A 22,361-nucleotide genomic window follows, 5' to 3' on the forward strand; every position below is an offset into this window, starting at 1 on the left:
TGACATCCTCTCAACTACAATGATGTCCTTATTTTCCACATCAGCCGATCATTTATTCTACTGAATCATTCCGCCATCTAATGCGTTCATCGTTTTCTTCAGCAGTTCAGATGAATGGTGGAGTTTTTCTTGTTCATCGGGATCAAGTCCAAGTTCCACCACTTCCCTTACTCCTGCACGGTTGATAATCGCAGGCACTCCGATATAGAGGTCTTCCTGCCCGTATTGTCCGGAAAGGAAGGTGGAGACTGTCAGTACAGCATTCTCGTTATGCAGGATCGCTTTTGTCAGTCTTACCAAACCCATAGCTATTCCATAATAGGTGGCACCTTTCCGATCAATGATATGATAGGCAGCATCCCTTACATTGATGAAAAGTTTTTCCAAATCCTCCATCTGGTAAGTGTTTGAACCCCTGATGAGTTCTTTGACCGATTTACCCGCCACATTCGCATGACTCCATACAGGAAGCTCGGAGTCTCCATGTTCACCGATGATATAAGCATGGATGTTTCTTGTGTCCACGTCGAAATAGTCACCAATCAGATAACGGAAACGGGCTGTATCCAAAATCGTACCCGAACCGATGACCCGGTGTGCAGGCAGTCCTGAAAACTTCCATGTCATATAAGTGAGCACATCGACAGGGTTTGTAGCTACAAGCAGGATTCCATCAAATCCATTGGCCATGATGTCATGGACGATCGATTTGAAAATAGCAGCATTCTTTTCGATCAGATCCAAACGCGTTTCTCCAGGTTTCTGATTTGCACCTGCGGTGATTACTACAAGGTCCGCCTGTTTGCAATCGCTATAATCTCCATGCCATATCTTTGTATGAGAAGGTGCAAATGGTAGGCCATGATTGAGGTCCATGACATCTCCTTCTGTCTTATCCTTATTCAAATCGATCAACACCAGTTCATCTGCAACCCCTTGATTCAACATTGCAAATGCATAACTGGATCCGACAAACCCGGTACCGATCACTACGACACGATTCACTCTTTCCATTACTTTCCCTCCCTAATGATGACTTCTACTCTTTCATTGTACCCGTTCTTAGTAAAGGAATGTTTCGTGTAAGCGCTGCAAAAATGACGATTCGTTAAACTTTTCAAGAACCGATGAAACGGTCATAGTAGGATCTGGCTTTTGCTACTTCTGTGGTCCCCTGTACAAGCACTCTTCCATCGCTGAACAGTACGAGGTGAATACCATCATCAATTTCCGCTTTAATAAGGAATGGCGTATGCTTTACTTCGGCGACTTTTCCCAGTGTATTTGCCCATTCCTCCAAATCGAAAGCATGTCGATGATGAAATTGGATTGTATCTCTCCCACAAAGCACCTGCTGTACCTTACCTGCTTCTCCGGAAAGGTATGGGTATTCTTTTGTCTGACAGGTGGTGCACTGCTTTCGAGGGTTGCTAAGCTTCATTGAAAATTGCGTGTTCTTCCAGAGATCGAAGCTGTACAGATCGTTGCGTAAGGCCCCTTTGTTGTCAGTCAGCCATTTGATAGCTTCGGTTACCTGCAAGGAAGCAACCATGTCGACAACAGGAGCAATCACTCCAGCAGTATCACACGTCTGACCATTACCTGCACCATCAGGGATGATACATCGCAGGCATGGAGTCTTACCAGGCACAAAAAATGCCGTCATCCCCCTGGAACTTACAGCGCCCCCATAAGAAAATGGGATATTGTATTTAAAGGAAGCATCATTGATTATGTATCTTGTAGAGAAGTTATCTGTGCCATCAATGATGATATCCACTCCAGTAGTCAGCTTCTCCATTTGTTCAGCCGTCACATCCATGACATGCGCTTCCACTTCTACCGAAGAATTGATTACTGACAGACGCTGTTTAGCAGCAACCGCTTTCGGTAGCATGCGGCTTGCATCCTCTTCAGTATATAACATCTGCCGCTGAAGGTTGCTTGGCTCCACATAATCCCGATCAACGATTCGTATTTTTCCAACCCCTGCTCTTACAAGATGATTGGCGACTACTGTTCCCAGTGCGCCAGCACCAATGATCAATACACTGCTCTCATTGAGCTTCTCCTGACCATCGCGTCCAATCGGAGAAAATAATACTTGTCGTGAATAACGCTCATCATTCACACCTCTCACCCTTTCAATAAAGAAAACCTTCTTCGGTAATTAGATGATTTACAGGTATGTCGAATTCATCTTTTGGAATCGTTTCGACGATTTGATTTGAAGCAGCTAATGATACGGTCTCACCTTCATAATTCTCCAGGAAACGATCGTAATAACCTCCGCCGAATCCTACTCTGAAACCATGCCTGTCATAAATCAACCCAGGAACGATAAGGAGATCGATTTGACTTTTCTTTAACGGTTCTGTTTTTGTGGGATCAGGTTCCTTCAAGCCGAAATAAACCGTTTCAAGCTGATCGAAATCATCCAACTTATAAAAGTCCAACCGCTTCGATTTTGGTTCACATTTCGGTACTACGGTAAATTTATTTTCATCCCATGCTTGACGGATGATCGGCTCTGTATTCCATTCACTTTCCTGAGAGACAGTGACGCCTATGCTGATTGCTTTCTTCCATATGTCAGACTTGAAAAGGTGGAGGTAGAAAGAATGTTCTATCCTTTTCTTATCTTCTGGATTAAGTTCAGAAAGAATCTTTTTCCCCCGTGCTCTCAACTGTGTCTTGTCCATTTCGTTTCCTCCCATGCAAATCAAAGGTGATGTTCCTATTATAATTTGAGGGTACCATAAGAAATAACCAAATGTCCGTCACTATGTTTCGTTCGGTATGAATTTAAAAATAAAAAAAACAGTAGGATTAAATCCTACTGTTTTACTTAGTTTCACGGTGCAAAGTGTATTTGCGCAAGCGTGGGCTATATTTTTTCAGTTCCAAGCGCTCTGGGTTCGTACGCTTGTTTTTAGTAGAAATGTAATTGCGGTCACCAGTTTCAGTGCAAGCAAGTGTAATGTTTACACGCATGAGTATCCCTCCATATCTAATCTCTTTTCAATTATCATCTATTCATCTAAATATCAGACTTATTCATAGTACCAAATATCCCCCTTGCTTTCAAGAGGATTTACACAGTTAATCAATATCATTTTATGTCGAAATATAGAAAAAGTAAGGATCATATGATATAAATGTAAATGTATACTACATAGGAGTGAATGCAATGCTGACCATAATCATAACGACAGGAACCATTGGAGCGGTTCTATTCATCCTCTCTTTTTTCATGAACGACCGTTTCAAAGAGCTGGAGGAGCAACTGGAGCAGCAGACGATCTCCAGCATGCAGGATTCCTACCAGATCAAACAGAAGATCAAGGTATTGGAAGAAGAACTGCTTGCTCCCGATATTACGGAGGAGCTTCTCCCCGCTGGGAACTCGCCCCGCATGACAGGAGGTACTCCACTCGTTTCCAAAGTAAAGCGTCTACATAACGATGGATACAATGCTAAAGAAATCGCACATCGTACAGAATTGAAAGAACATGACGTACACTCGATCATCAAACACTTCAATTGATTTTCACACATAAGGAGTTTGCTAATGAAACATACAATCCGTGCATTTGCACTTGGTTTGCTGACTGTAAGTGCAATATTAGGCATCAGCTATCTGACTCAGGATACAACCGATACAAGCGCAGAAACAACACCCCCGACAAATCAGGAGATGATCGATCATCTCAGTTCAGAAGGATATGAAGTCAGTTCAACTACAGCACCTGAAGAACATTCTTCTATGGATAAGCAGCCTGAAAAAGAATCGGGTTCTGAGAACATACCTGAAAATCAGGAAAATACTTCAGATGAATCTCAAAACGAGGAAGAGTCTAGTGAGAATCAGGACAACTCAGAAGGTTATCAGCTTACGGTTGAAACAGGTATGAGTTCCATGGATATCAGCCGTGAATTGAACGAAGCAGGGCTTCTCGAAGATGTCGATTCCTTTGACGATTATATGCAGGCAAAGGATTACAGCAGGTTCATCCAAATTGGAACATTCAAGGTGACTGAAGATATGAGTTACAGAGAAATAGCTGATACGATTACATCTAAATAGCACCATCACAAAAACGCTTGGAAGCATCCAAGCGTTTTTATGTTAGTGCAGATCTGGACCTTAATCGTTCAAATCGTATGGTTTCCCTTTGACAAGATAGAAGATATTTTCACCGATGTTCGTGATGTGATCAGCAAAACGTTCAATATAGCGGGCACTGAAGGCCATTTGCATGATGTGCTGGATTTGTTCAGGGTTCACTGCTGTCTGCTCCAGCATTTCCCTGATGACTTCACCGTACTTTTCATCAATGATATCGTCCATTTCACCAAGCTTCCTGGCTAGTGTGATATCTTCATTTTCAAACGCTTTGATGGAAAGGTCTAGCATATCCGCCGCTACACTTGCCATCTCTTTAAGCTCTGGTGAAACTGTAAGCGAATGGTCTTTACCCAAATGGATGGTGGCTTTAGCGATATTCGTTGCATGATCCGCCATCCGTTCCAAATCAGAAGAAATCTTCAATGCAATGATCAATCGACGCAGATCTGTAGCTACCGGCTGCTGTTTTGCAATCATAAGGATCGTTTCTTCATTTATTTGAACTTCTTTGTCGTCTATTTTGTTGTCATCCTCCATGATTTGCTTTGCTGTTACTACGTCCTGGTTGTATAAAGCATCAATCGCTCGATTCAACGCCTCTTTTGTATCTAAGGCAAGTTCTTTGATGTGGGTTCTAAGCTGGCTGAGTCCTTCCTCGAATTGCACGCGAAAAGTCATGTGTTATCCCCTTTCTATCCTCAAACGGATTATCCGAATCGACCAGTGATATAATCTTCTGTACGTTTATCTTTAGGGTTGGAAAACAGGTCATCAGTTTCTGCAAATTCAACCATTTCCCCATTAAGGAAAAATGCTGTCTTATCCGATATACGAGCTGCCTGCTGCATATTATGCGTGACGATGATGATGCTGTAGTTCTTTTTCAGTTCCTGTACGAGGTCTTCAACTTTAGCAGTGGAAATCGGATCCAAAGCAGAAGTCGGTTCATCCATCAGGATTACATCCGGTTCGATTGCAAGGGCACGCGCGATACATATACGCTGCTGCTGTCCTCCGGAAAGCCCGAATGCGTTCTCGTTAAGTCGGTCTTTTACTTCGTCCCAGATCGCCGCTCCTCGAAGGCTTTTTTCAACGATCTTATCCAACTCCGCTTTTTTCTTGATGCCGTGGATTCTTGGACCATAAGCGATGTTGTCATAGATGGATTTAGGAAATGGATTCGGCTTTTGGAACACCATACCTACTTTTGTGCGGAGATCTTCAACGCGGTATTTCCCGTTGAAAATCTCTTGCCCTTTATATTTAATGGAACCTGATGTTTTGACGATCGGTACCATTTCTACCATACGATTCAACGTCTTCAGATATGTGGACTTTCCACAACCGGAAGGTCCAATGATTGCAGTCACCTTATTTTCAGGTACGTCCATTGAAACTTCATAAAGTGCCTGGTCATTGCCATACCAGAGATTCAGATCCTTTACTTCAAATACATTATTCATAGTTTCATCCAACCCTCTTTTTTGAAGATTTCTGTTTTCCTGCTTTTGTCTGTTCCTCTCTTTTACGATGGTAGTCATTCAAAACCCTCCTGCATCCAAGGTTAGTAACGTTTTTGGAATTTGTTTCGAATCCAGACTGCAATTGCATTCATCAGCAGCAATACCGCCAATAGGACAATGATCCCAGCTGCTGCAACGAACTGCCATTCTTCCTGAGGTCTGCCTGTCCAGTTGAAAATCTGAATCGGCATGACCGTGTACTTTGCAAATAGAGAATCAGGTGTCGTGTAAATGGCTGTAGCAGCTCCAACAATGATCAACGGTGCAGTTTCACCAATTGCCCGGGATAAGGAAAGGATCGTACCAGTCAAAATCCCAGGTACCGCAGCAGGTAAAATGACACGTTGTACAGTTTGCCATTTAGAAGCCCCCATTCCATACGAAGCCTCTTTCAGTTCATTTGGAATCGAACGGACCGCTTCCTGAGCCGCAACTACGATTACAGGAAGTACAAGCAATGCCATCGTCAATCCACCAGCAATCAATGTGTACCCCATCTGCAGCATGTAAACAAAAAAGGTAAGTCCTAATAATCCATAAACAATTGACGGAACCCCGGCCAGATTTTGGATATTGACGCGAATGAACGTCGTCCAGCGATTCTTAGGTGCATATTCTTCCAAGTAAATGGCTGTACCTACTCCGATGATGATTGCAACCGGGGCTACGATCCCCATCATCATCATCGAACCGATAAGTCCAGCGAAAATCCCAGCTTCTTCAGGGAATGGGGCAGGGAAGTTCATGATGAAATCTGTGCTCAAGTATCCAATTCCTTGAGTCAATACGCGATATAACAGAAGTGCAAGAAAGATCAGTCCTACGGTAGTTGATAAAAAGAACAACCCTTTGAACACTTTATTAAGGAGTACTCTGCCGCCGCTTCTTTTTTGTATTGAATCATGATTGATCATCTGCATCAGTAATCCTCCTTAAACTTTCGGGATACCCATTGAGATAGCAGGTTCATTCCAAGTGTGAATACGAATAAGGTCACACCTACGGCATAAATGCTGTAGTAGATGGTGGATCCGAATGTCGTATCTCCTGTCGCGCCTTGAACGATGAATGCGGTCAACGTCTCGATGGAGCGCGTAGGATCGAACGTCAAAGCAGGAGATGCACCTGCTGCGATGGTTACGATCATCGTTTCACCGATTGCACGTGAAATCGCAAGGACGATTGATGCTACAATCCCTGAAAATGCAGCTGGAAGGACGACTTTGACAGCAACTTCAAACCTGGTTGCTCCCATTGCAAGAGCCCCTTCTCTTAAGCTATTTGGAACTGCATTCATCGCATCCTCAGATAGGGAAGCAATCATCGGAATGATCATGATACCAACCACGATACCAGCACTTAATGCATTGAAAATGACAAGATCAAAAAAGTTCTGCAGGACAGGTGTCACAAAAGTCAAAGCGAAATACCCGTACACTACTGTAGGAATACCGGCTAAAACTTCAAGTGTAGGTTTAACTATTCTTCTTACACGATCGCTTGCATACTCACTCAAAAAAATGGCTGACATCAAGCCCAGTGGAACAGCGACCAAAATAGCTATGACTGTAATCAGTAAAGTACCTGTAATTAATGGAAGGACACCAAAGTGATTACTCCATGGCGACCATTTTGTTCCTGTATAGAAGTCGAAAATGTTCACATCTGTAAAGAATGTTATTGATTCTCTTAACAGGGTGAACAAAATCCCCACAGTGGTCAATACACTGACAGCTGCACACGCCAACAATAAGAACGGAATGATTTTTTCTATCGTTTGTGACATGTTCCGTTTCTGTTTCTTTTGCTGGATAAGCTGTTGGACATTAATGTTTTTCTCCTCAGTTTGCAAGGCTTTGCCCATCATAAAGCTCCTTTCATCCAATACCCTTGTTGTTTCCCCTCTTTAATTCAAAACGCAAGGCAAGGTGAGGCGTCGCCTCACCCTCCCCGCACATACATCACAGATTATTTAGTAGCGTCTTCGATCATACTGATCTGTTCTTTATACTTGTCTTCTGGAAGCGCAACATATCCAACCTGCTCCGCTGCATCTCCAGCGTTTTCAAGTGCGTACTTCGTGAAGTCAGCGACTTGTGGTTTCTCTGTTAGAGAATCCATGTTCACATAAGTGAATAGTGGACGAGATAGTGGGCTGTACTCACCACTTTGGATCGTATCAGGGTTAGGTTTTACTGCACCTTCACCAGCATCGATTCCAAGCACTTTCAATTTATCTTCGTTTTCCGCATAGTACGCGTATCCAAAGAATCCGATTGCGTTAGGGTCACTTTCGATTCCACGAACTAGTACGTTGTCATCTTCAGATAGTGTTGTATTTTCGCCTTCTTTCATCGGCTTCTCTTCAAGAATCACTTCATTGAAGTAATCAAATGTACCAGAGTCATGTCCTGGGCTGTAGATTTTGATTGTTTCTTCCGGCCATTCAGGATTGAGATCTGACCACTTTGTAGCATCTGATTCATCAAGGAAGATTTGACGAAGTTGTTCGATTGTTAATTCATCGACAAAGTCATTTTGTTTACTAACTACTACAGAAAGTCCATCTTTCGCGAGTTCCAATTCTTTCAATTCAATTCCATTTTCTTCAGCTGTTGCTTTCTCTTCTTCTTTGATAGGTCGGGAAGCGTTACTTAGGTCGATTTCACCTTTTGTTGACTTTTTGAAGCCACCACCGGAACCTGAAGTATTTACTGTTACATTCACATCAGGATTTTCTTTGTTGTATTCATACGTCAATGCTTCCATGATAGGGAATACGGTAGAAGATCCATCAATTGCAATTGCTCCTGATACTGCTTCTCCGCCTTCAGCAGATTCTCCATTACTATCTGATGAATTTGAATCATCAGTACCTTCTGCATCTTCTGGTGCGTTGCCACAAGCAGCCAATGCACCGAGCATTAGGATAAGTGTGAATAATAGTGCGAAGTGCTTAAAGTTCTTCATTTCTTTTCCCCCTACGTATCTGTAGTATTTTTGATTGGCTTGACCAACCTACAATTCATATCTTAAGTCCCAAGTATTAAAGCTATATAAATCAGATGTTAAGGTTTTGTAAATTGGGTGATTTTCTTGTATATTGTCGAAATTCATACTTAGACCCTTGATATGGTGCGGCAGGTGCCATGCCTTTAGATAGTGTCCCAATAATTTCAATAAATGATGTAATTTTCTGGACAAAAAAAAGAGTGACACCCTAAGGTATCACTCTTGTTCAGATTCTTCGTCTTCCTCTGTATCTTCTTTATCTTCGTCGGTGAGATCCATATCGACGCCTTGTTCCTGACGTTCTTTTTTCAGTTCAAAATATGCATCAAGAATGTCTCTGCCGATCAGTTTGTTGACGTTGTAGCTGTATCCTTTTTTAAGGTTCGGTACGATGACAGAATATGCTACTTCAGGGTTATCATGGGGGGCATATCCTACAAGTGTATGATTTTCCGTATCAACTCCATCTATAATATTCCCTTCGTCATCCCTAATATAAGCAGTGTTTTCAGCAGTTCCAGTTTTTGCAGCTGGACTGTATTCCGCAGGTTTGTCATATTCAGGGACAAGTCCTTGAAATACAGTATATGCAGTACCTCCAGAACTTTGCGCGACTTGTCTGAACCCTTCCTGGACCCGTTTAATCAGGGATTCATCCATTTCGATCCGATTGAGCACATCGGTGTCATTCTTTTCAAGTAATGGTCCAAGTTCACCTTTTTCATTGATCGGTTTTCTGACTTCGCTGACGATATGTGGACGGATACGATAGCCCCCATTTGCAATTGTCGATACATATTGAGCTAACTGCATTGCTGTATAAGTATCGTACTGGCCAATCATGAAGTCCAGCATATTACCCTGATCTTCCGGATTGGTACCTACAAGTCCTCGAGATTCAGACGGCATATCAATACCAGTTTTCACTCCTAATCCAAACTGATTGAAATAATAATGCAGTCTTTCATAAGTATCGGCTTTGAAATCTAATTTACCCATCGGTTCATACCTATCTCCTCCGAGCCGGTATGCAGCCAGGAACATGTAGACGTTTGAAGAATACTTTAATGCTGAAATATCATTCACTAGTCCCAATTGGCGATAGGAACCTTTTTTCAACGGCTGCCCATTTTCACCAGGCACAATCAACGGTCTATCATAGATAGTATGTCCCGGCTGAAAGACACCTTCATGCAAGGCTGTCAACACACTCGCACCTTTAACCGTTGAACCAGGAAGATGCTGCTCCTGAATTACTTTGTACGAGCGATCGTAGAATTCAGGTTCATCTTTATCGCGATCACGATTATACGTCCATCCACTAAGCGCCAGCACTTCCCCTGTGTTAGGGTCCATCATCGCAACCATTGCATCTTCTGCAAAGCGATTGTTATAAGGCGACTTCTGGATGACTTCCTTCAGCCTTTTCTTTACGATTTCATCGACCTTTGCCTGTAATTCCATATCAATGGAAAGCAGAAGGTCGTTACCTCTCGAACCTTCTCTTACTACTTCGGTCTCTACCACATTTTGATCTTTATCAGTAAGGTAGCGGACTTTTTCTTTTATTCCGCGCAAGTAGCTTTCATATTCTTTCTCCAATCCACTTTCACCGACACGATCATTACGGCTGTAATCCAGTGACAGATAATAGTCGAGATTAGATCGAGGAATACCTTGTTTACTGCTGGTAATGCTACCAATATAATTTCGGAAAGTACCACCTAGAGGATACTGTCTAACCCAGTCAGATGTTACATTGATCCCTGCCAGTTTGTTTAGATTCTCAGCCACCGTAGCAAACTCCTCTACGGATATATCCTCATTCTTGATAACGTGTGGAGCAAGTTCGGAAGCCTGGTCCAATTCTTTCTTGATCGCTATGACCTCAAGTTCTTCTATTGAATAACCATCGACTTCTTCTTCCTCGATACGATCAAGCATCAACTGATATTCTTCACCGCCATCAAGCTTTTCAGATTCTTCATCACTGATCCGTGAACGTACTTCATCTTCGTTCAATAAATAGAAATATTCTTTTCGATCGCGAAGCCTTACTTTCGCTTCAATCTCTTTTTGATCCCCCATATCGATATACTGGGTAAGCTTTTGTGCAAGCTCCAGTCGATCATGAGGCTGTACCCCTTTTGGAGGTGTGTAAGTGATCGAATAAAGCGGCTTATTATCGACGATCACTCTTCCGAATCGGTCATACATTTTTCCTCTTGGTACCGGTGTATGTACAGTGGTATTCACTGTACGATCGATTTTCTCCTGGAAGTCTTCCCCGTTCAGTATCTGAACGACCCCAAGTTGCAAAATCAATGTGGAAAACAGTAAAAAGATGACAAAAAATAATATATTCAACCGAAAAGGAAGGTGCGACTTTTTCTTCTTTTTATCCTTTTTGTTCCCCATCGTCCTCCCCCTTTAATTCTTCAAAATCACTTTCCCCATTATATCATTTTCATTACAGATTGAAACATGATACGAATCGACTATTTACCTGTTCTTACTGCCAGTTACAGTCGGCTCCGCTCCGAGCAGTTCATCTGTACCATGTTGTTTTTTCAAATTGATGTCTTTAATGAAAAAGTAGATCCAAAAATGACCAGAGCCTACAAGCAACAGGATATAAGGAATGGCTGTTTCCGCCCCAAAGAGTGTAATACCAGTCAGGAAAATGACAATGGAAATGATCCTCCCTGTATTAAGGAAGAGTTCTCTTACGACAATATATTCGATCCGCATCTCCGCAGCTTTCCACGCCTTCCCAATCACATCGTACGTCAAAGAAATATACGGCACATAAAGAATTGGATAAGAGACTCCGATGATTGCTGCGTAAATCAACAGCGTCGTGAAGTTCAATTCCATCAGCAGAATAGTCAAGGAAAGGTAAAGGGACGTCCCTCCGATAAAGATTGCCCATTTCCTCATTCTCGGTTTGATCCACTTGGAAGCCAGGAAGTAGAGTACGAAAGCTGATCCAGAATAGACCAGATTGAACATTCCAAGTGAAAGCTCACTTTGTGTCGTAATGTACACCCAAATCGTGATGACGAAAAGGAATGTACCTTCTCTTAAGCCCTGGAATACATGAGCATAAAGGATTCTCCTCCAATGGATATTCGTTTTTCTTTCCTGGATGATCCGTTTGAATGAAAAATTCCCCTTTGCTTTTCGCCGCTTCAGGAAAAAGCTTGCAATGACAGCACATATAAAAAGTAAAAAGGATACAGTAAAAATAACGGTGTATCCTGTAAAAGCTTCCATTTTCGCAATAATAAATCCAGCAAGAATCGGTCCGGTCATTCCTCCAAAAGATTGTAGCAATCCTAAGAATCCATTGAAGAAATCCCTCGTTTCAGGTTCGGTTATTTCAAACGTAAGCACATTGAATGCCAGCCAGTAGAATCCATAGCCGATACCGAGTAACGCACCTAGCATAATATTGAATTGTGCCGCTCGTTCTCCGACAATTAATACCGCCATGAAAAACAGGGATAAAAACACAACCCCCGACCTGAGTACAATGACGCGGTCGACTCGTTTCGCCCACCTGCCTGCAAAAATGAACGTCACCGGCTGCAAAATATATATACTTAAATTATATAAAGCAATGGCTGTGTACTCACCACTCGTCTGCTTCCAAAGATAAACGTTGACGAATGTATTGGAAAGGAAAATCCCTAATGAGTAAAGGCCACCGATCAACAATAGCAACAATAAATCACGATTGACTTCTGTTGGTCCTAAAATCGTACGAAATAACTTATTCATATCTCCAATCTCCTTTACATACCGTTAGTTTTCACAAATGAAAAGGAGATATACGAAACGATTAGGATGGAGGCTACAAGTATCTACAGGCATAAGAAAAAGCGCAGGCTTATTCGCCTACGCTTTCATGTGTCATTTATTATTTAGCTGCGTCAAAACGCTTGGAAACTTCGTCCCAATTTACAACGTTCCAGAATGCAGAAACGTAGTCAGGGCGTTTGTTCTGATATTTCAGGTAATACGCGTGCTCCCAAACATCAAGTCCAAGGATAGGAGTTTTACCTTCCATCAAAGGAGTGTCCTGGTTTGGCGTATCTGTAACTTCAAGGTTGCCATTATTGACAACAAGCCATGCCCAACCGGAGCCGAAGCGTCCTTTTGCAGCATTTTCGAATTTCTCTTTGAAGCTTTCTAAGCTTCCGAACGTATCATTGATTTTATCAGCAAGTTCACCAGATGGTGCACCGCCGCCATTCGGAGACATTACTGTCCAGAATAGGTTGTGGTTCGCAGCTCCGCCACCGTTGTTGCGTACTGCAGTACGGATATTTTCAGGTACAGCGTCAAGATTACCTAAAAGATCTTCAAGGGACTTGCTTTCTAGATCCGCATGTCCTTCCACCGCATTGTTAAGCTTAGTTACATAAGCGTTGTGGTGCTTCGTATGGTGGATGTTCATCGTTTCCTTATCGATGTGTGGTTCAAGTGCGTCGTAAGCATAAGGTAGTTCTGGTAGTTCAAATTTAGCCATAATGAAAATTCCTCCTTTATATTTATGTACATTAGAAGCTTCATGAAAAATGTTGCCTCTAATGCAACATTACCAAAGTGGTATGACCCATGCAAATCTTTTGCACATGAAAAGAAGGCCAAAAAATCGGCTCCGTAAATATTAATACCCATTGGGAATCATTTCAAACATGAAAAAACAGATAATAAAAAAACAAGCATCTCTGCTTGTTCTGGTTGAAAGTGGCTTGGGACGGAATCGAACCGCCGACACACGGATTTTCAGTCCGTTGCTCTACCGACTGAGCTACCAAGCCATAATAGTGAAAATTTGATTAATAGTATTTCCGCGACGTTCACGTGAATGTGCTCGTCGTTCGACTCGTTCTAGTTAGCCTCTGGCTTAATGTGTGGTGTTGAACTCCTCGCAAAGCCTACGCTGAAGATAATTCAAGAGGTTTACGGCTTCGCTACCAAGCCGGTGCTCTGATTTGTGTGAGACTGGTATTTGGTCACTCAAGTCTCTTGGTTCATTTTGGCTGTTCTCTTATTTTGGATGAGTTATTTTCTTCCTAAAAATAAAAAATGGCGGAGGAGGAGGGATTCGAACCCCCGCGGGCCGTGAAGCCCCTGTCGGTTTTCAAGACCGATCCCTTCAGCCGGACTTGGGTACTCCTCCGTCATATATATGGTGGACCCTGCAGGACTCGAACCTGCGACCGATCGGTTATGAGCCGATAGCTCTAACCAGCTGAGCTAAGGGTCCACATGGGGCGACCGGTGGGGATCGAACCCACGGATGCCGGAACCACAATCCGGTGCGTTAACCACTTCGCCACGACCGCCATGTGAATGATAAGTATTTAATTAATGAAACATATGTATGGTAGCGGCGGAGGGGATCGAACCCCCGACCTCACGGGTATGAACCGTACGCTCTCGCCAGCTGAGCTACACCGCCATGATCTCTTGGCTCCACCGGCAAGATTCGAACTTGCGACCGATCGGTTAACAGCCGATTGCTCTACCACTGAGCTACGGTGGATCAATATAAATAAGGATGTCATTGAGCTTGTCAGTTTTTAAAAAAATCTCTTGTGCATATGTAACTTCATTGAAGCGACAAGATTTAATATATCATGTCTCAGCACTTCTGTCAAAGGTATTTTTCAGAAGCTTTGTTAAGCGACAAAAATAATATAGCATGTTCTATCCGTTCATTCAACAATTTTTTCACTAAAAAAGAAGCGTACTCCTCGTTTGAGGAATACGCTTCTTACTGAGTTACTGTTCAGCTAGAACTTCTTCTGCAATATTGACGGCATGGTCCCCGATACGCTCAAGGTTGCTGATGATATCAACGAACACGATACCAGCCTGTCCAGAGCATAGTCCTTCATTCAGACGGATGATGTGCTTCTTGCGGTAAGCACGTTCCATTTGGTCAATTTGATCTTCCTTCTGCACAACGGCAAGTGCTTCTTCTCTATCCATATTTTCAAGCGCTCGCATCGCCTGCTTCACAGTCATCAAGGTTAGACTGATCATATCGTTTAAATCTTCATTTGCTTGTTCAGTAAGGTCCACTTTATTGGAGATCTTATAATCGATCAATTCGACAATATTTTCAAAGTGGTCACCAATTCGCTCGATGTCTCTGACAGAGTCCATCAATGCAGAGTGTTTATGACTTTCTTCATCAGAAAGCGGTGCTGATGATAGCTCGACTAGATAATCCGTAATCTTACGGTCGAGGTTATTCAAAGCATCCTCGATCTGCAGCGCCACTTCCGCATGCTTTTGTTTATGGTTATTCAGGTAATAACTTGTTTCTTCAAGTCCTTTATACGCATACTCACCCATGCGAATTACTTCTTCTTTCGCCTGATCCAGGGCAAGTGATGGAGATTGCTCAATGAAAATCGGATCAAGATGACGTGGTTTGAATTCTACAATAGAATCTTTACCTGGGATGACTTTCACAACAATCCAAGCCAATACTGCAATAAACGGGAATTGCAGAATCGTATTTGCAATATTGAAAGATCCGTGGGCAAATGCAATCGTCATCTCTGGTTCAAGGTCAAATTGGTTTCTTAAGAATTCGACATAAATCGTAAATGGCTTCAATAACAATAGGAACAGAACTGCACCTAGAACGTTGAATATTACGTGAACGGCTGCGGCACGTCTTGCTCCTACACTTGCACCGATAGCTGCAAGTACTGCTGTGATGGTTGTACCGATGTTATCACCGAATAGTACCGGCAAGGCTGCATCAATATCCATCAGCCCTTGTCCATAGAATTCTTGTAAAATACCGATGGTTGCACTGGAACTTTGTACGATTACAGTGAAAACTGTTCCAATTACAACACCAAGGATCGGGTTGTCACTCATGCTAACCGTCAGGTCATGGAATGTCTGAAGATCACGTAGCGGCTTAACCCCACCACTCATCACTTCCAGACCAAAGAAGAGCGCACCGAAACCAAATAGCGTCTGACCAATATAGGTGACTTTCTTACTCTTAAAGAAGAAGAGCAGTAATGCACCGACAGCTAAAATCGGAAGGCCGTATTCTTTAATATCAATACCAATAATGAATGCAGTCATCGTCGTTCCGATATTGGCACCCATGATGACACCAATTGCTTGTCTGAATGTCATAAATCCAGCGTTGACTAGTCCTACAGTCAGTACTGTGGTAGTCGAACTACTTTGCAGCAATGCCGTAACAATAGCACCTGCAAGGACACCCATGAATGGATTGCTTGTAAACCTGTCCAGCAAGTCTCTCAAACGCTCACCAGCAATTTTCTGCAATCCTTCCCCCATATACTTCAAACCGAATAGGAAAATACCGAGTCCACCAATAAACTCAAATATCATCTTCTGTACATCGATTTCCAAAAGATCTCCGTCCCTTCTCATCCAAGAATTATTATTTTTATTTATATATGATGGCGTTGAAACACCTCTACCATTATTGTCGATATATCTGCTTTTTGTAAAGGACCTCTCGACAAAATTAACACTAAATTTACAATCGTTTAAAACGGGGGTAATATTCGTTTGTTTTGCTTGTCCTTTTCTGCGTCCTTCTTTACTATTAAGAAAGAAACCGGAAGGGGAGAAATACATGAACAAAACAACGCAGTTGATAAAAAGCTTTTACAACTTCAAAATGATCGGAGCTTTCCGCATCCTCCCAATCGGAAAATCAATCGGATACATATTTTTTCTTAGTCTGATCGTTCTTATCCCTGTAATGGCAAGTATGTTACTTTCATTATTACTCTCAACAAGTGAATCCGTCGGTGGTGGAATGATGAAAGGAATTTCCGGAGGGGTGTTTTCAATCATCTTCCTTCCATTCATCTATCTGTTCATTTCTTTCTTCCTAATGGTGATGATCAGCTTTCTTTCATGGCTTGCTTATATCTATAGTGTCATTACCCATAAACGTATCAATTACAAACAATTATGGGTTGTCACATCTTTTGCTGTCACCGCACCGACATTAATACTGGTCATCGTGGAATCGTTCATCGTTTCCGTTACTTCATTAGTATGGGTCTACTTGTTAGGATGCATGCTTTATATTCTGTTAAGCCTCAGATATGTTCCAAGTAAAAAATGAAGCGTCGCCCCACACTGGGACGACGCTTCATTTTTTATGATGCCTTGATTAGATCGTGTTGTTCCTTCCTTTCCTTGTTCGCTCCCGGTACATCCGTTTCAAGCCCAACATTCTCATTCACCACACTTCCTAATTCCTGCGCCAGACCAACAAGCTGTTGTCTGATGCCTTCAGCATGCGTCATCTGGATCTGTTGGTTTTGGGCTGTTTCCAACAACCGATCACTTGAGTTAATGTGCTGCTTTGCGATCATTGAAAATTGTTCAAATGCGTTTTTCATTTCAGGTAAAATTCGCTCACCTTCTGTCACATAAGATTTGGCATCTTCAATCATTCGGTTGTACGACTCCATATGCGTCAACAGTTTTTCATAGGACTCTTCTGAAACATATGCTTGATTCAACTGATCCTTCAACTCATCTGTCAATAAACCAAACTGTTCTGTTAAATATAACCCAATCTGATTTGTTTCCTTCAGTTTTCCATCTATATCGATGGCGGTATCCTTCGAGCTTTCTGCCAATTTCCTCACTTCAGCCGCTACGACGGCAAACCCTTTTCCATCCTCACCAGCTCTTGATGCCTCAATCGTCGCATTCAGTGCAAGCAATTTCGTTCGTTCCGCAATCGATTGGATTCTTTCGCCGGAATCACGGATAGATGCCATATGAGTCTGGAAATATCGAACCCTGTCTTCCATTTGTTCAAGGCTTTTATGAAAGTGTTCAAAGGAACGGATGACATGCTGGACACTTTCATTACCTTTATCAACCGCTTTGTTCATTTCAGTCTGCTTATTGAACATTTTGTGCAGACGCCCCATCATTTCGTTGAAAACTTCCTCAAGAGTTCCAAAGGTCCTCTGCTGGTCATCGGTCCTATCTACTGCGGTTCGGCTGCTTTCTAATACCTCCTGCAGTTCACTGTTCAGTCCCCTTTGATACATCTCCAACCGATCAGATGCTTTAGCAAGATCTCCGCTGGAATGATCCAATTGAGTGACTGCTTCCTGAAGATTAGCCAACATGGAAGAAATTTTCCCGATCAACAATTGGTAACTTTTCGTCAATGATCGAATTTCAGGAATATCTGTCTTCAGCATCGCAGCATCTTCAAACTCCCCATTCCTTGCTTTTCGCATCATTTGCTGTAATTGAGTAAGTGGCTTCATCGTTTTCCTGATGAACAGATACACTGCCATTATGACTAGTACAAGCCCCACGATGCCAACGAGCAAAGAAAAATAAGCAAGCTGATTGATTTCATTCATGAAGTCAGCAGCAGGGAAACTGATCAGATAAATCCCCTGCAGCTCCTGGATTGGTATATAGGAAAAAACATAGCGCTCCCCTTTCCAGTCGTGCATAACCGTACCATTTTCACTTTGGTTGATGTCCTTGATCAATCCCTCATCGAACTCTACCTTCTTGTCTTCATGTACCACATCGATCATCTCTTCACCTTTAATCAAATGAACCTTTGCTGAAAAACCATCCTGCATCAATTGCGCCTGCTGAGCTTTTATATATGTATTCATGCGACCTTGGAAAACTTCTTTATCACCGACGAAAGCATACATCAGATTTTCCGCCATGCTTTGGGTGGCGGATAATTCTCTCTCCAACCGCTCCTCGACTAATTCAATCTGACTGTCCTTCGCTTTTGAATAGGATAAATACCCAACGGATGTCAGGGAGATCAGAAATAACACACTGACAATGATGGAAATCCTCGCTTGAAGCGAAAGAGACAAGTTCCTGGCTACTATTTTTTTCATAATAAATACTCCACCCCTTTTATAGGTACCTGTGTCCTATTATGGGGATGGAGTATGAACCAAGTGTAAATCTATTGTTAATTTTGGTAAATATCACTTCTTTTTTACCAGTATTTTTGTACCATCTATGTCAACGACTTGAACTTCCGTATCTTTAGGAATCCATTGACCATTAGTGACAGCACTGTATTCCCTTCCTTCGATAAGAATCGTACCTACCGGCCGCATATCTGTCATCGTCGTACCCTGTTTGTTTCTCAAGCTGCGATAATCTTCAGTGACTGTATTATATCCCGCTTCAGATGACAATTGATCGACTAAGGCGATTTTCGACCACATATCCCTCCGTTTGAATGCCTTTAAAAAGAACAATGATGCAGCTGCACCTAGGATGACTCCGATGATGCTGTATAATGCCGCAACCCAGTTCGGTGCTGTAAACCCTACAGCGATGAGCATACAGACCATTCCAATAACAGCCAATGTGCCATCATTCAATAGCTTTCCATCAATAATGATCAACAGTAATCCGATAACATAGACGAACATCATGATGAGGAACATGCTCGGCGCAAGATAGGAATAAAAGAAGATAGTAATGAATCCAATCCCTAATATCCCGAAAATCCCCCTCATATTGACCAGTAACTCACCGATCAGAAACATCGTACCTAAAAATGTAATCACCAATGTAATAGCATCATATTCCAATAAATCCATGATCTTCACGTCCTCTCTTCCTCTATAGATATGTTTACGTATGAAAACAATTAAAGTTTCAAAACAGGAAAGTAAAAAAATACATCGAATATATTTACTATACTATGTATAGGGATGTGCTCGCATTGATAAAGAAGCTTTTCCTCACTGTGCTGGTCCTGTTGCTTTTCATGAGTGTCTACAAAGACCTTACTACGGGTACTACCATCCAATCGAATACAGAAGTAACCCCGTCAGAATCAGCCCCTTCTGAACCGGCTGAACCACCAACACCCCCTCCTCAACCGGATACACGTTTCAGTAAGTATGCTACAATTACTGTTGAACCTGGGGACACAGTCCTTTCCATCCTTGAAGAAATCCACGATGGATCGTATCATCATGGGATAGGGGAAATGCTGGAAGATTTCGAGAAGCTGAATCCGGGTACAGACCCTTCAGCTATAAAGATTGATGAAGCATACCGCTTTCCTGTATATGAGCTTCCAGATTCCCAATAGGCTAAAATAGAAGCAAGGTCCTTCTCATTTAAGCTTATACCCATTATAATAAGGGATGGTACAAAAGAAACATGCATTTTATCGCGGAAAAGGAGCGATTAATTATGGCACTTACGCATAGAAAAGACACACGACCGGTAAGGGTCGGTAATATTACAATCGGAGGGAGCGACCAGGTCGTCGTTCAATCCATGACAACTACGAAAACGCACGATGTGGAAGCAACAGTCAATGAAATCCATCGTCTTGAGGAAGCAGGCTGTCAGATTGTCCGAGTTGCATGCCCGGATGAGCGAGCAGCAGATGCCATTCCGGAAATAAAGAAACGGATCAACATCCCACTTGTCGTCGATATCCATTTCGATTACAAAATGGCACTGAAAGCGATTGAAGGCGGAGCAGATAAGATTCGTATCAACCCAGGAAACATCGGTCGACGTGAAAAAGTCGAAGCGGTTGTCAACGCTGCAAAGGCAAAGGGCATCCCAATTCGAATCGGTGTCAACGCTGGTTCTCTCGAGAAGCACATTCTGAAGAAATATGGCTATCCTACAGCTGAAGGTATGGTAGAGAGTGCACTTCACCATATTAAGATTCTTGAGGATTTGGATTTCCATGACATCATCGTCTCACTGAAAGCTTCTGATGTGAACCTTGCAATCCAGGCATATGAAAAAGCTGCTGAAGTCATCAAGTACCCACTCCACTTAGGAATCACGGAATCAGGTACATTGTTCGCCGGTACAGTAAAAAGTGCCGCTGGATTAGGAGCAATCCTAAGTAAAGGGATCGGAAGCACAGTAAGGATTTCCTTAAGTGCAGACCCTGTCGAGGAAATCAAAGTTGCACGAGAACTTCTGAAGTCATTCGGATTGGCAGCAAATGCAGCTACCCTTATTTCCTGTCCGACATGTGGACGGATCGAAATCGACCTGATTTCAATTGCAAATGAAGTGGAAGAATATATCCAGACCATAAAAGCACCAATCAAAGTAGCTGTTCTGGGCTGTGCAGTAAACGGGCCTGGTGAGGCACGTGAAGCAGATATCGGCATTGCCGGTGCCCGCGGTGAAGGACTTCTATTCCGACATGGTGAAATCATCCGTAAAGTACCGGAGGATATCATGGTGGATGAACTGAAGAAAGAAGTCGACAAGCTTGCAGAAGAACACTACCGGAAACAGGAAGAAGAGAAACAGAAAGCATAATGAAGAAAAGTGAGCCCATCAACGGGCTCACTTTTTTTAATTCGCTAAAACAATGGTGCCAGGAACAGTGAAAGAAGAATGGAAATCGCCCCGATGACAATAGCTGTATTCCCTAACGTTTCAGCACCGCGACGTTTGGCGAAGAATCCGAGTATGATCCCTGCACCACCTAGCAGTACTGGAGCGACGAAGAAAGAGATCCCGACAAGTACGATCGCAAGCCAGCCCATACCGGTTTGGACTTCCGTCTGCATGTCAGTACCCTGCTCTTCATTTCTGATGGGCTCATTCAATGCCATCTCCTGCGCGAATTCCTCATCGTGCTTTTCATGGTACAACTCATCATGATGCACGAGACCTTCTTTATTGTCCATTGTTGCTTCATCTCCATAATGAGGAGCTTTTTCCACCTCATCATAGGTCGAACGTTTATTGGAATCGTCCATGGTAAACACCCTCACTTTCTAAATGGAGATTCCTTTCTAGTGTCTGCAGATTACCGCTTTTAAGTAAGGTAATTATTGTATCGGATACAAAAAAGCTCACAGTCGTTAAGACCATGAGCTTTATCGCTTCACTCTTTATATGCCACTGTCTGATAATTGTCCGCACCTTCCTGAATCGCTTCCGCGTACCAGCTGTTAGCATGTCCATTTTTCTTTTTATATTCTTCAAGTCCTCCCATACCGCGATGGTAGGCAGTAAGGGCTTCATCCCAATTCCCATATTCATTATGAAGATAATCCAAGTAGACCAGTGATAATTGCATTGAATAGTATGGGTCGAATAGAAGCTCTTCCTTATAAGGAAGCCCAGCCATTTCGGCTATCCATGGAGCAGTATTCTTCATGAATTGAGCCATGCCGTATGCATGTCCATATTTTGTCTTGGGGCCGACCAGCTCAGGATCGAACGTCCTCCCAGTTTCCACCTTGAGCAATTCATATGCAAGAAATGGATCGACCTCATACTTGGTTGCTTCCCTAACGAGATATAGTGCCCAGGATTTTTTGAATCTGCCTTCGCTATCCTCTACAAGCATCTCTGCAAGTCCTTCCATCTCATTCCAGCTGAAATACCCATTTTGTTCGGCGGATTTTTTACGCTCCGTGGACATATATTCTTTCTGTGATAGCAGTTGTTCATTCTGTTCAAGTAGATCTTCGTTCGTTTTCGCCAACGTCTTCTTCTCAGCAAGAATCGTTTTCTTCTCCTGCTGGTGATGATCATTGACCACGATTACGATCATCGCAACAATTACAGTTGTCAATCCGACATGAAACAATGTCTTTAAAACCGTCATTGTCCTCACCCTCCTATTGAAACGTTCCTTGTGC

Annotated in this window: 22 protein-coding genes and 6 tRNA genes; 5 read left to right on the forward strand and 23 right to left on the reverse strand. The window is 42.6% G+C overall.

Going from position 1 to position 22,361, the window contains the following annotated elements:
- Positions 1-57 precede the first annotated feature (57 nt).
- The 4 genes from ACFQ2J_RS06015 to rpmG form a co-directional block, all read right to left on the reverse strand.
- Positions 58-1,014 (reverse strand): L-lactate dehydrogenase, encoded by a 957-nt coding sequence (locus ACFQ2J_RS06015; protein ID WP_386057498.1) that lies wholly within the window; start codon positions 1,012-1,014, stop codon positions 58-60.
- Positions 1,015-1,117: 103 nt separating this feature from the next.
- A complete protein-coding gene (locus ACFQ2J_RS06020; protein WP_386057500.1) occupies positions 1,118-2,131 on the reverse strand; it encodes a ThiF family adenylyltransferase in 1,014 nt (337 codons plus the stop codon).
- Positions 2,132-2,144: 13 nt separating this feature from the next.
- Positions 2,145-2,702, reverse strand: coding sequence for a 5-formyltetrahydrofolate cyclo-ligase (locus tag ACFQ2J_RS06025; protein WP_386057502.1), 558 nt, complete (start codon positions 2,700-2,702; stop codon positions 2,145-2,147).
- Positions 2,703-2,844: 142 nt separating this feature from the next.
- Entirely contained in the window at positions 2,845-2,994 is a 150-nt protein-coding gene (gene rpmG / locus ACFQ2J_RS06030) for a 50S ribosomal protein L33 (RefSeq protein ID WP_386057504.1), read from the reverse strand.
- A gap of 196 nt (positions 2,995-3,190) precedes the next feature.
- Between rpmG and ACFQ2J_RS06035 the strand changes: the two genes are divergently transcribed.
- Together ACFQ2J_RS06035 and ACFQ2J_RS06040 are read left to right on the forward strand one after the other, a co-directional pair.
- Positions 3,191-3,547 (forward strand): hypothetical protein, encoded by a 357-nt coding sequence (locus ACFQ2J_RS06035; RefSeq protein ID WP_386057506.1) that lies wholly within the window; start codon positions 3,191-3,193, stop codon positions 3,545-3,547.
- A 24-nt stretch (positions 3,548-3,571) separates the two neighbouring features.
- Positions 3,572-4,087 carry a hypothetical protein gene (locus ACFQ2J_RS06040; RefSeq protein ID WP_386057508.1) on the forward strand — a complete coding sequence of 172 codons (516 nt, stop codon included), beginning with the start codon at positions 3,572-3,574 and terminating at the stop codon, positions 4,085-4,087.
- Between the two features lie 60 nt (positions 4,088-4,147).
- Here ACFQ2J_RS06040 and phoU read toward each other — a convergent pair whose 3' ends face one another.
- From phoU to ACFQ2J_RS06115, 15 genes are all read right to left on the reverse strand, one after another.
- Positions 4,148-4,807 carry a phosphate signaling complex protein PhoU gene (gene phoU / locus ACFQ2J_RS06045; protein ID WP_386057510.1) on the reverse strand — a complete coding sequence of 220 codons (660 nt, stop codon included), beginning with the start codon at positions 4,805-4,807 and terminating at the stop codon, positions 4,148-4,150.
- Positions 4,808-4,836: 29 nt separating this feature from the next.
- The gene (gene pstB, locus ACFQ2J_RS06050) at positions 4,837-5,670 is read right to left on the reverse strand and encodes a phosphate ABC transporter ATP-binding protein PstB (RefSeq protein WP_386057512.1); all 834 of its coding nucleotides are present in this window, start codon (positions 5,668-5,670) and stop codon (positions 4,837-4,839) included.
- Between the two features lie 23 nt (positions 5,671-5,693).
- Positions 5,694-6,572, reverse strand: coding sequence for a phosphate ABC transporter permease PstA (gene pstA, locus ACFQ2J_RS06055; protein ID WP_386057513.1), 879 nt, complete (start codon positions 6,570-6,572; stop codon positions 5,694-5,696).
- A complete protein-coding gene (gene pstC, locus ACFQ2J_RS06060) occupies positions 6,572-7,516 on the reverse strand; it encodes a phosphate ABC transporter permease subunit PstC (protein ID WP_386057515.1) in 945 nt (314 codons plus the stop codon). The genes pstA and pstC overlap by 1 nt, the downstream gene beginning before the upstream one ends.
- Before the next feature lie 104 nt (positions 7,517-7,620).
- Complete coding sequence (locus tag ACFQ2J_RS06065) at positions 7,621-8,622, reverse strand: PstS family phosphate ABC transporter substrate-binding protein (protein WP_386057517.1); 1,002 nt, start codon at positions 8,620-8,622, stop codon at positions 7,621-7,623.
- A gap of 258 nt (positions 8,623-8,880) precedes the next feature.
- Positions 8,881-11,082, reverse strand: a complete 2,202-nt coding sequence (locus ACFQ2J_RS06070; protein WP_386057518.1) for a peptidoglycan D,D-transpeptidase FtsI family protein — start codon at positions 11,080-11,082, stop codon at positions 8,881-8,883.
- 84 nt (positions 11,083-11,166) lie between these two features.
- A complete protein-coding gene (locus tag ACFQ2J_RS06075) occupies positions 11,167-12,447 on the reverse strand; it encodes an MFS transporter (RefSeq protein WP_386057520.1) in 1,281 nt (426 codons plus the stop codon).
- Between the two features lie 139 nt (positions 12,448-12,586).
- Positions 12,587-13,198 (reverse strand): superoxide dismutase, encoded by a 612-nt coding sequence (locus ACFQ2J_RS06080; RefSeq protein WP_386057522.1) that lies wholly within the window; start codon positions 13,196-13,198, stop codon positions 12,587-12,589.
- Positions 13,199-13,420: 222 nt separating this feature from the next.
- Positions 13,421-13,493 (reverse strand) — tRNA-Phe (locus tag ACFQ2J_RS06085).
- Positions 13,494-13,762: 269 nt separating this feature from the next.
- A tRNA-Ser gene (locus ACFQ2J_RS06090) sits at positions 13,763-13,855 on the reverse strand.
- A 10-nt stretch (positions 13,856-13,865) separates the two neighbouring features.
- A tRNA-Ile gene (locus ACFQ2J_RS06095) sits at positions 13,866-13,942 on the reverse strand.
- Between the two features lie 3 nt (positions 13,943-13,945).
- Positions 13,946-14,021, reverse strand: a tRNA-His gene (locus tag ACFQ2J_RS06100).
- 39 nt (positions 14,022-14,060) lie between these two features.
- Positions 14,061-14,137, reverse strand: a tRNA-Met gene (locus ACFQ2J_RS06105).
- Positions 14,138-14,146: 9 nt separating this feature from the next.
- Positions 14,147-14,221 (reverse strand) — tRNA-Asn (locus tag ACFQ2J_RS06110).
- A gap of 239 nt (positions 14,222-14,460) precedes the next feature.
- Positions 14,461-16,089 (reverse strand): Na/Pi cotransporter family protein, encoded by a 1,629-nt coding sequence (locus tag ACFQ2J_RS06115; protein WP_386057524.1) that lies wholly within the window; start codon positions 16,087-16,089, stop codon positions 14,461-14,463.
- 229 nt (positions 16,090-16,318) lie between these two features.
- Here ACFQ2J_RS06115 and ACFQ2J_RS06120 point away from each other — a divergent pair, with 229 nt between their 5' ends.
- The gene (locus ACFQ2J_RS06120) at positions 16,319-16,819 is read left to right on the forward strand and encodes a DUF1189 family protein (RefSeq protein WP_386057526.1); all 501 of its coding nucleotides are present in this window, start codon (positions 16,319-16,321) and stop codon (positions 16,817-16,819) included.
- A 34-nt stretch (positions 16,820-16,853) separates the two neighbouring features.
- Here the strand turns inward: ACFQ2J_RS06120 and ACFQ2J_RS06125 are convergent, their stop codons facing one another.
- Complete coding sequence (locus tag ACFQ2J_RS06125) at positions 16,854-18,596, reverse strand: methyl-accepting chemotaxis protein (RefSeq protein ID WP_386057528.1); 1,743 nt, start codon at positions 18,594-18,596, stop codon at positions 16,854-16,856.
- A 93-nt stretch (positions 18,597-18,689) separates the two neighbouring features.
- A complete protein-coding gene (locus ACFQ2J_RS06130) occupies positions 18,690-19,316 on the reverse strand; it encodes an NfeD family protein (RefSeq protein ID WP_386058360.1) in 627 nt (208 codons plus the stop codon).
- Positions 19,317-19,441: 125 nt separating this feature from the next.
- On the opposite strand from ACFQ2J_RS06130, the gene ACFQ2J_RS06135 reads away from it, so the two are divergent.
- Together ACFQ2J_RS06135 and ispG are read left to right on the forward strand one after the other, a co-directional pair.
- Complete coding sequence (locus ACFQ2J_RS06135; RefSeq protein ID WP_386057530.1) at positions 19,442-19,816, forward strand: hypothetical protein; 375 nt, start codon at positions 19,442-19,444, stop codon at positions 19,814-19,816.
- A 104-nt stretch (positions 19,817-19,920) separates the two neighbouring features.
- Entirely contained in the window at positions 19,921-21,024 is a 1,104-nt protein-coding gene (gene ispG / locus ACFQ2J_RS06140; protein WP_386057532.1) for a flavodoxin-dependent (E)-4-hydroxy-3-methylbut-2-enyl-diphosphate synthase, read from the forward strand.
- A 44-nt stretch (positions 21,025-21,068) separates the two neighbouring features.
- On the opposite strand, the gene ACFQ2J_RS06145 is transcribed toward ispG, so the two are convergent.
- Both ACFQ2J_RS06145 and ACFQ2J_RS06150 read right to left on the reverse strand, forming a co-directional pair.
- Positions 21,069-21,470, reverse strand: coding sequence for a hypothetical protein (locus ACFQ2J_RS06145; RefSeq protein WP_386057534.1), 402 nt, complete (start codon positions 21,468-21,470; stop codon positions 21,069-21,071).
- A 128-nt stretch (positions 21,471-21,598) separates the two neighbouring features.
- Positions 21,599-22,327, reverse strand: coding sequence for a lytic transglycosylase domain-containing protein (locus ACFQ2J_RS06150; protein ID WP_386057536.1), 729 nt, complete (start codon positions 22,325-22,327; stop codon positions 21,599-21,601).
- Positions 22,328-22,361: the final 34 nt, after the last annotated feature.

It is taken from the genome of Thalassobacillus hwangdonensis, assembly GCF_042675915.1.
In the GTDB taxonomy this organism is placed as follows: domain Bacteria; phylum Bacillota; class Bacilli; order Bacillales; family Halobacillaceae; genus Thalassobacillus_A; species Thalassobacillus_A hwangdonensis.

Coding starts and splice junctions, on each gene's coding strand:
- ACFQ2J_RS06015 (WP_386057498.1), bottom strand. CDS start 1,014: ATGGAAAGAGTGAATCGTGTCGTAGTGATCGGTACCGGGTTTGTCGGA.
- ACFQ2J_RS06025 (WP_386057502.1), bottom strand. CDS start 2,702: ATGGACAAGACACAGTTGAGAGCACGGGGGAAAAAGATTCTTTCTGAA.
- rpmG (WP_386057504.1), bottom strand. CDS start 2,994: ATGCGTGTAAACATTACACTTGCTTGCACTGAAACTGGTGACCGCAAT.
- ACFQ2J_RS06035 (WP_386057506.1), top strand. CDS start 3,191: ATGCTGACCATAATCATAACGACAGGAACCATTGGAGCGGTTCTATTC.
- ACFQ2J_RS06040 (WP_386057508.1), top strand. CDS start 3,572: ATGAAACATACAATCCGTGCATTTGCACTTGGTTTGCTGACTGTAAGT.
- phoU (WP_386057510.1), bottom strand. CDS start 4,807: ATGACTTTTCGCGTGCAATTCGAGGAAGGACTCAGCCAGCTTAGAACC.
- pstB (WP_386057512.1), bottom strand. CDS start 5,670: ATGACTACCATCGTAAAAGAGAGGAACAGACAAAAGCAGGAAAACAGA.
- pstA (WP_386057513.1), bottom strand. CDS start 6,572: ATGCAGATGATCAATCATGATTCAATACAAAAAAGAAGCGGCGGCAGA.
- pstC (WP_386057515.1), bottom strand. CDS start 7,516: ATGGGCAAAGCCTTGCAAACTGAGGAGAAAAACATTAATGTCCAACAG.
- ACFQ2J_RS06065 (WP_386057517.1), bottom strand. CDS start 8,622: ATGAAGAACTTTAAGCACTTCGCACTATTATTCACACTTATCCTAATG.
- ACFQ2J_RS06070 (WP_386057518.1), bottom strand. CDS start 11,082: ATGGGGAACAAAAAGGATAAAAAGAAGAAAAAGTCGCACCTTCCTTTT.
- ACFQ2J_RS06075 (WP_386057520.1), bottom strand. CDS start 12,447: ATGAATAAGTTATTTCGTACGATTTTAGGACCAACAGAAGTCAATCGT.
- ACFQ2J_RS06080 (WP_386057522.1), bottom strand. CDS start 13,198: ATGGCTAAATTTGAACTACCAGAACTACCTTATGCTTACGACGCACTT.
- ACFQ2J_RS06120 (WP_386057526.1), top strand. CDS start 16,319: ATGAACAAAACAACGCAGTTGATAAAAAGCTTTTACAACTTCAAAATG.
- ACFQ2J_RS06125 (WP_386057528.1), bottom strand. CDS start 18,596: ATGAAAAAAATAGTAGCCAGGAACTTGTCTCTTTCGCTTCAAGCGAGG.
- ACFQ2J_RS06130 (WP_386058360.1), bottom strand. CDS start 19,316: ATGGATTTATTGGAATATGATGCTATTACATTGGTGATTACATTTTTA.
- ispG (WP_386057532.1), top strand. CDS start 19,921: ATGGCACTTACGCATAGAAAAGACACACGACCGGTAAGGGTCGGTAAT.
- ACFQ2J_RS06145 (WP_386057534.1), bottom strand. CDS start 21,470: ATGGACGATTCCAATAAACGTTCGACCTATGATGAGGTGGAAAAAGCT.
- ACFQ2J_RS06150 (WP_386057536.1), bottom strand. CDS start 22,327: ATGACGGTTTTAAAGACATTGTTTCATGTCGGATTGACAACTGTAATT.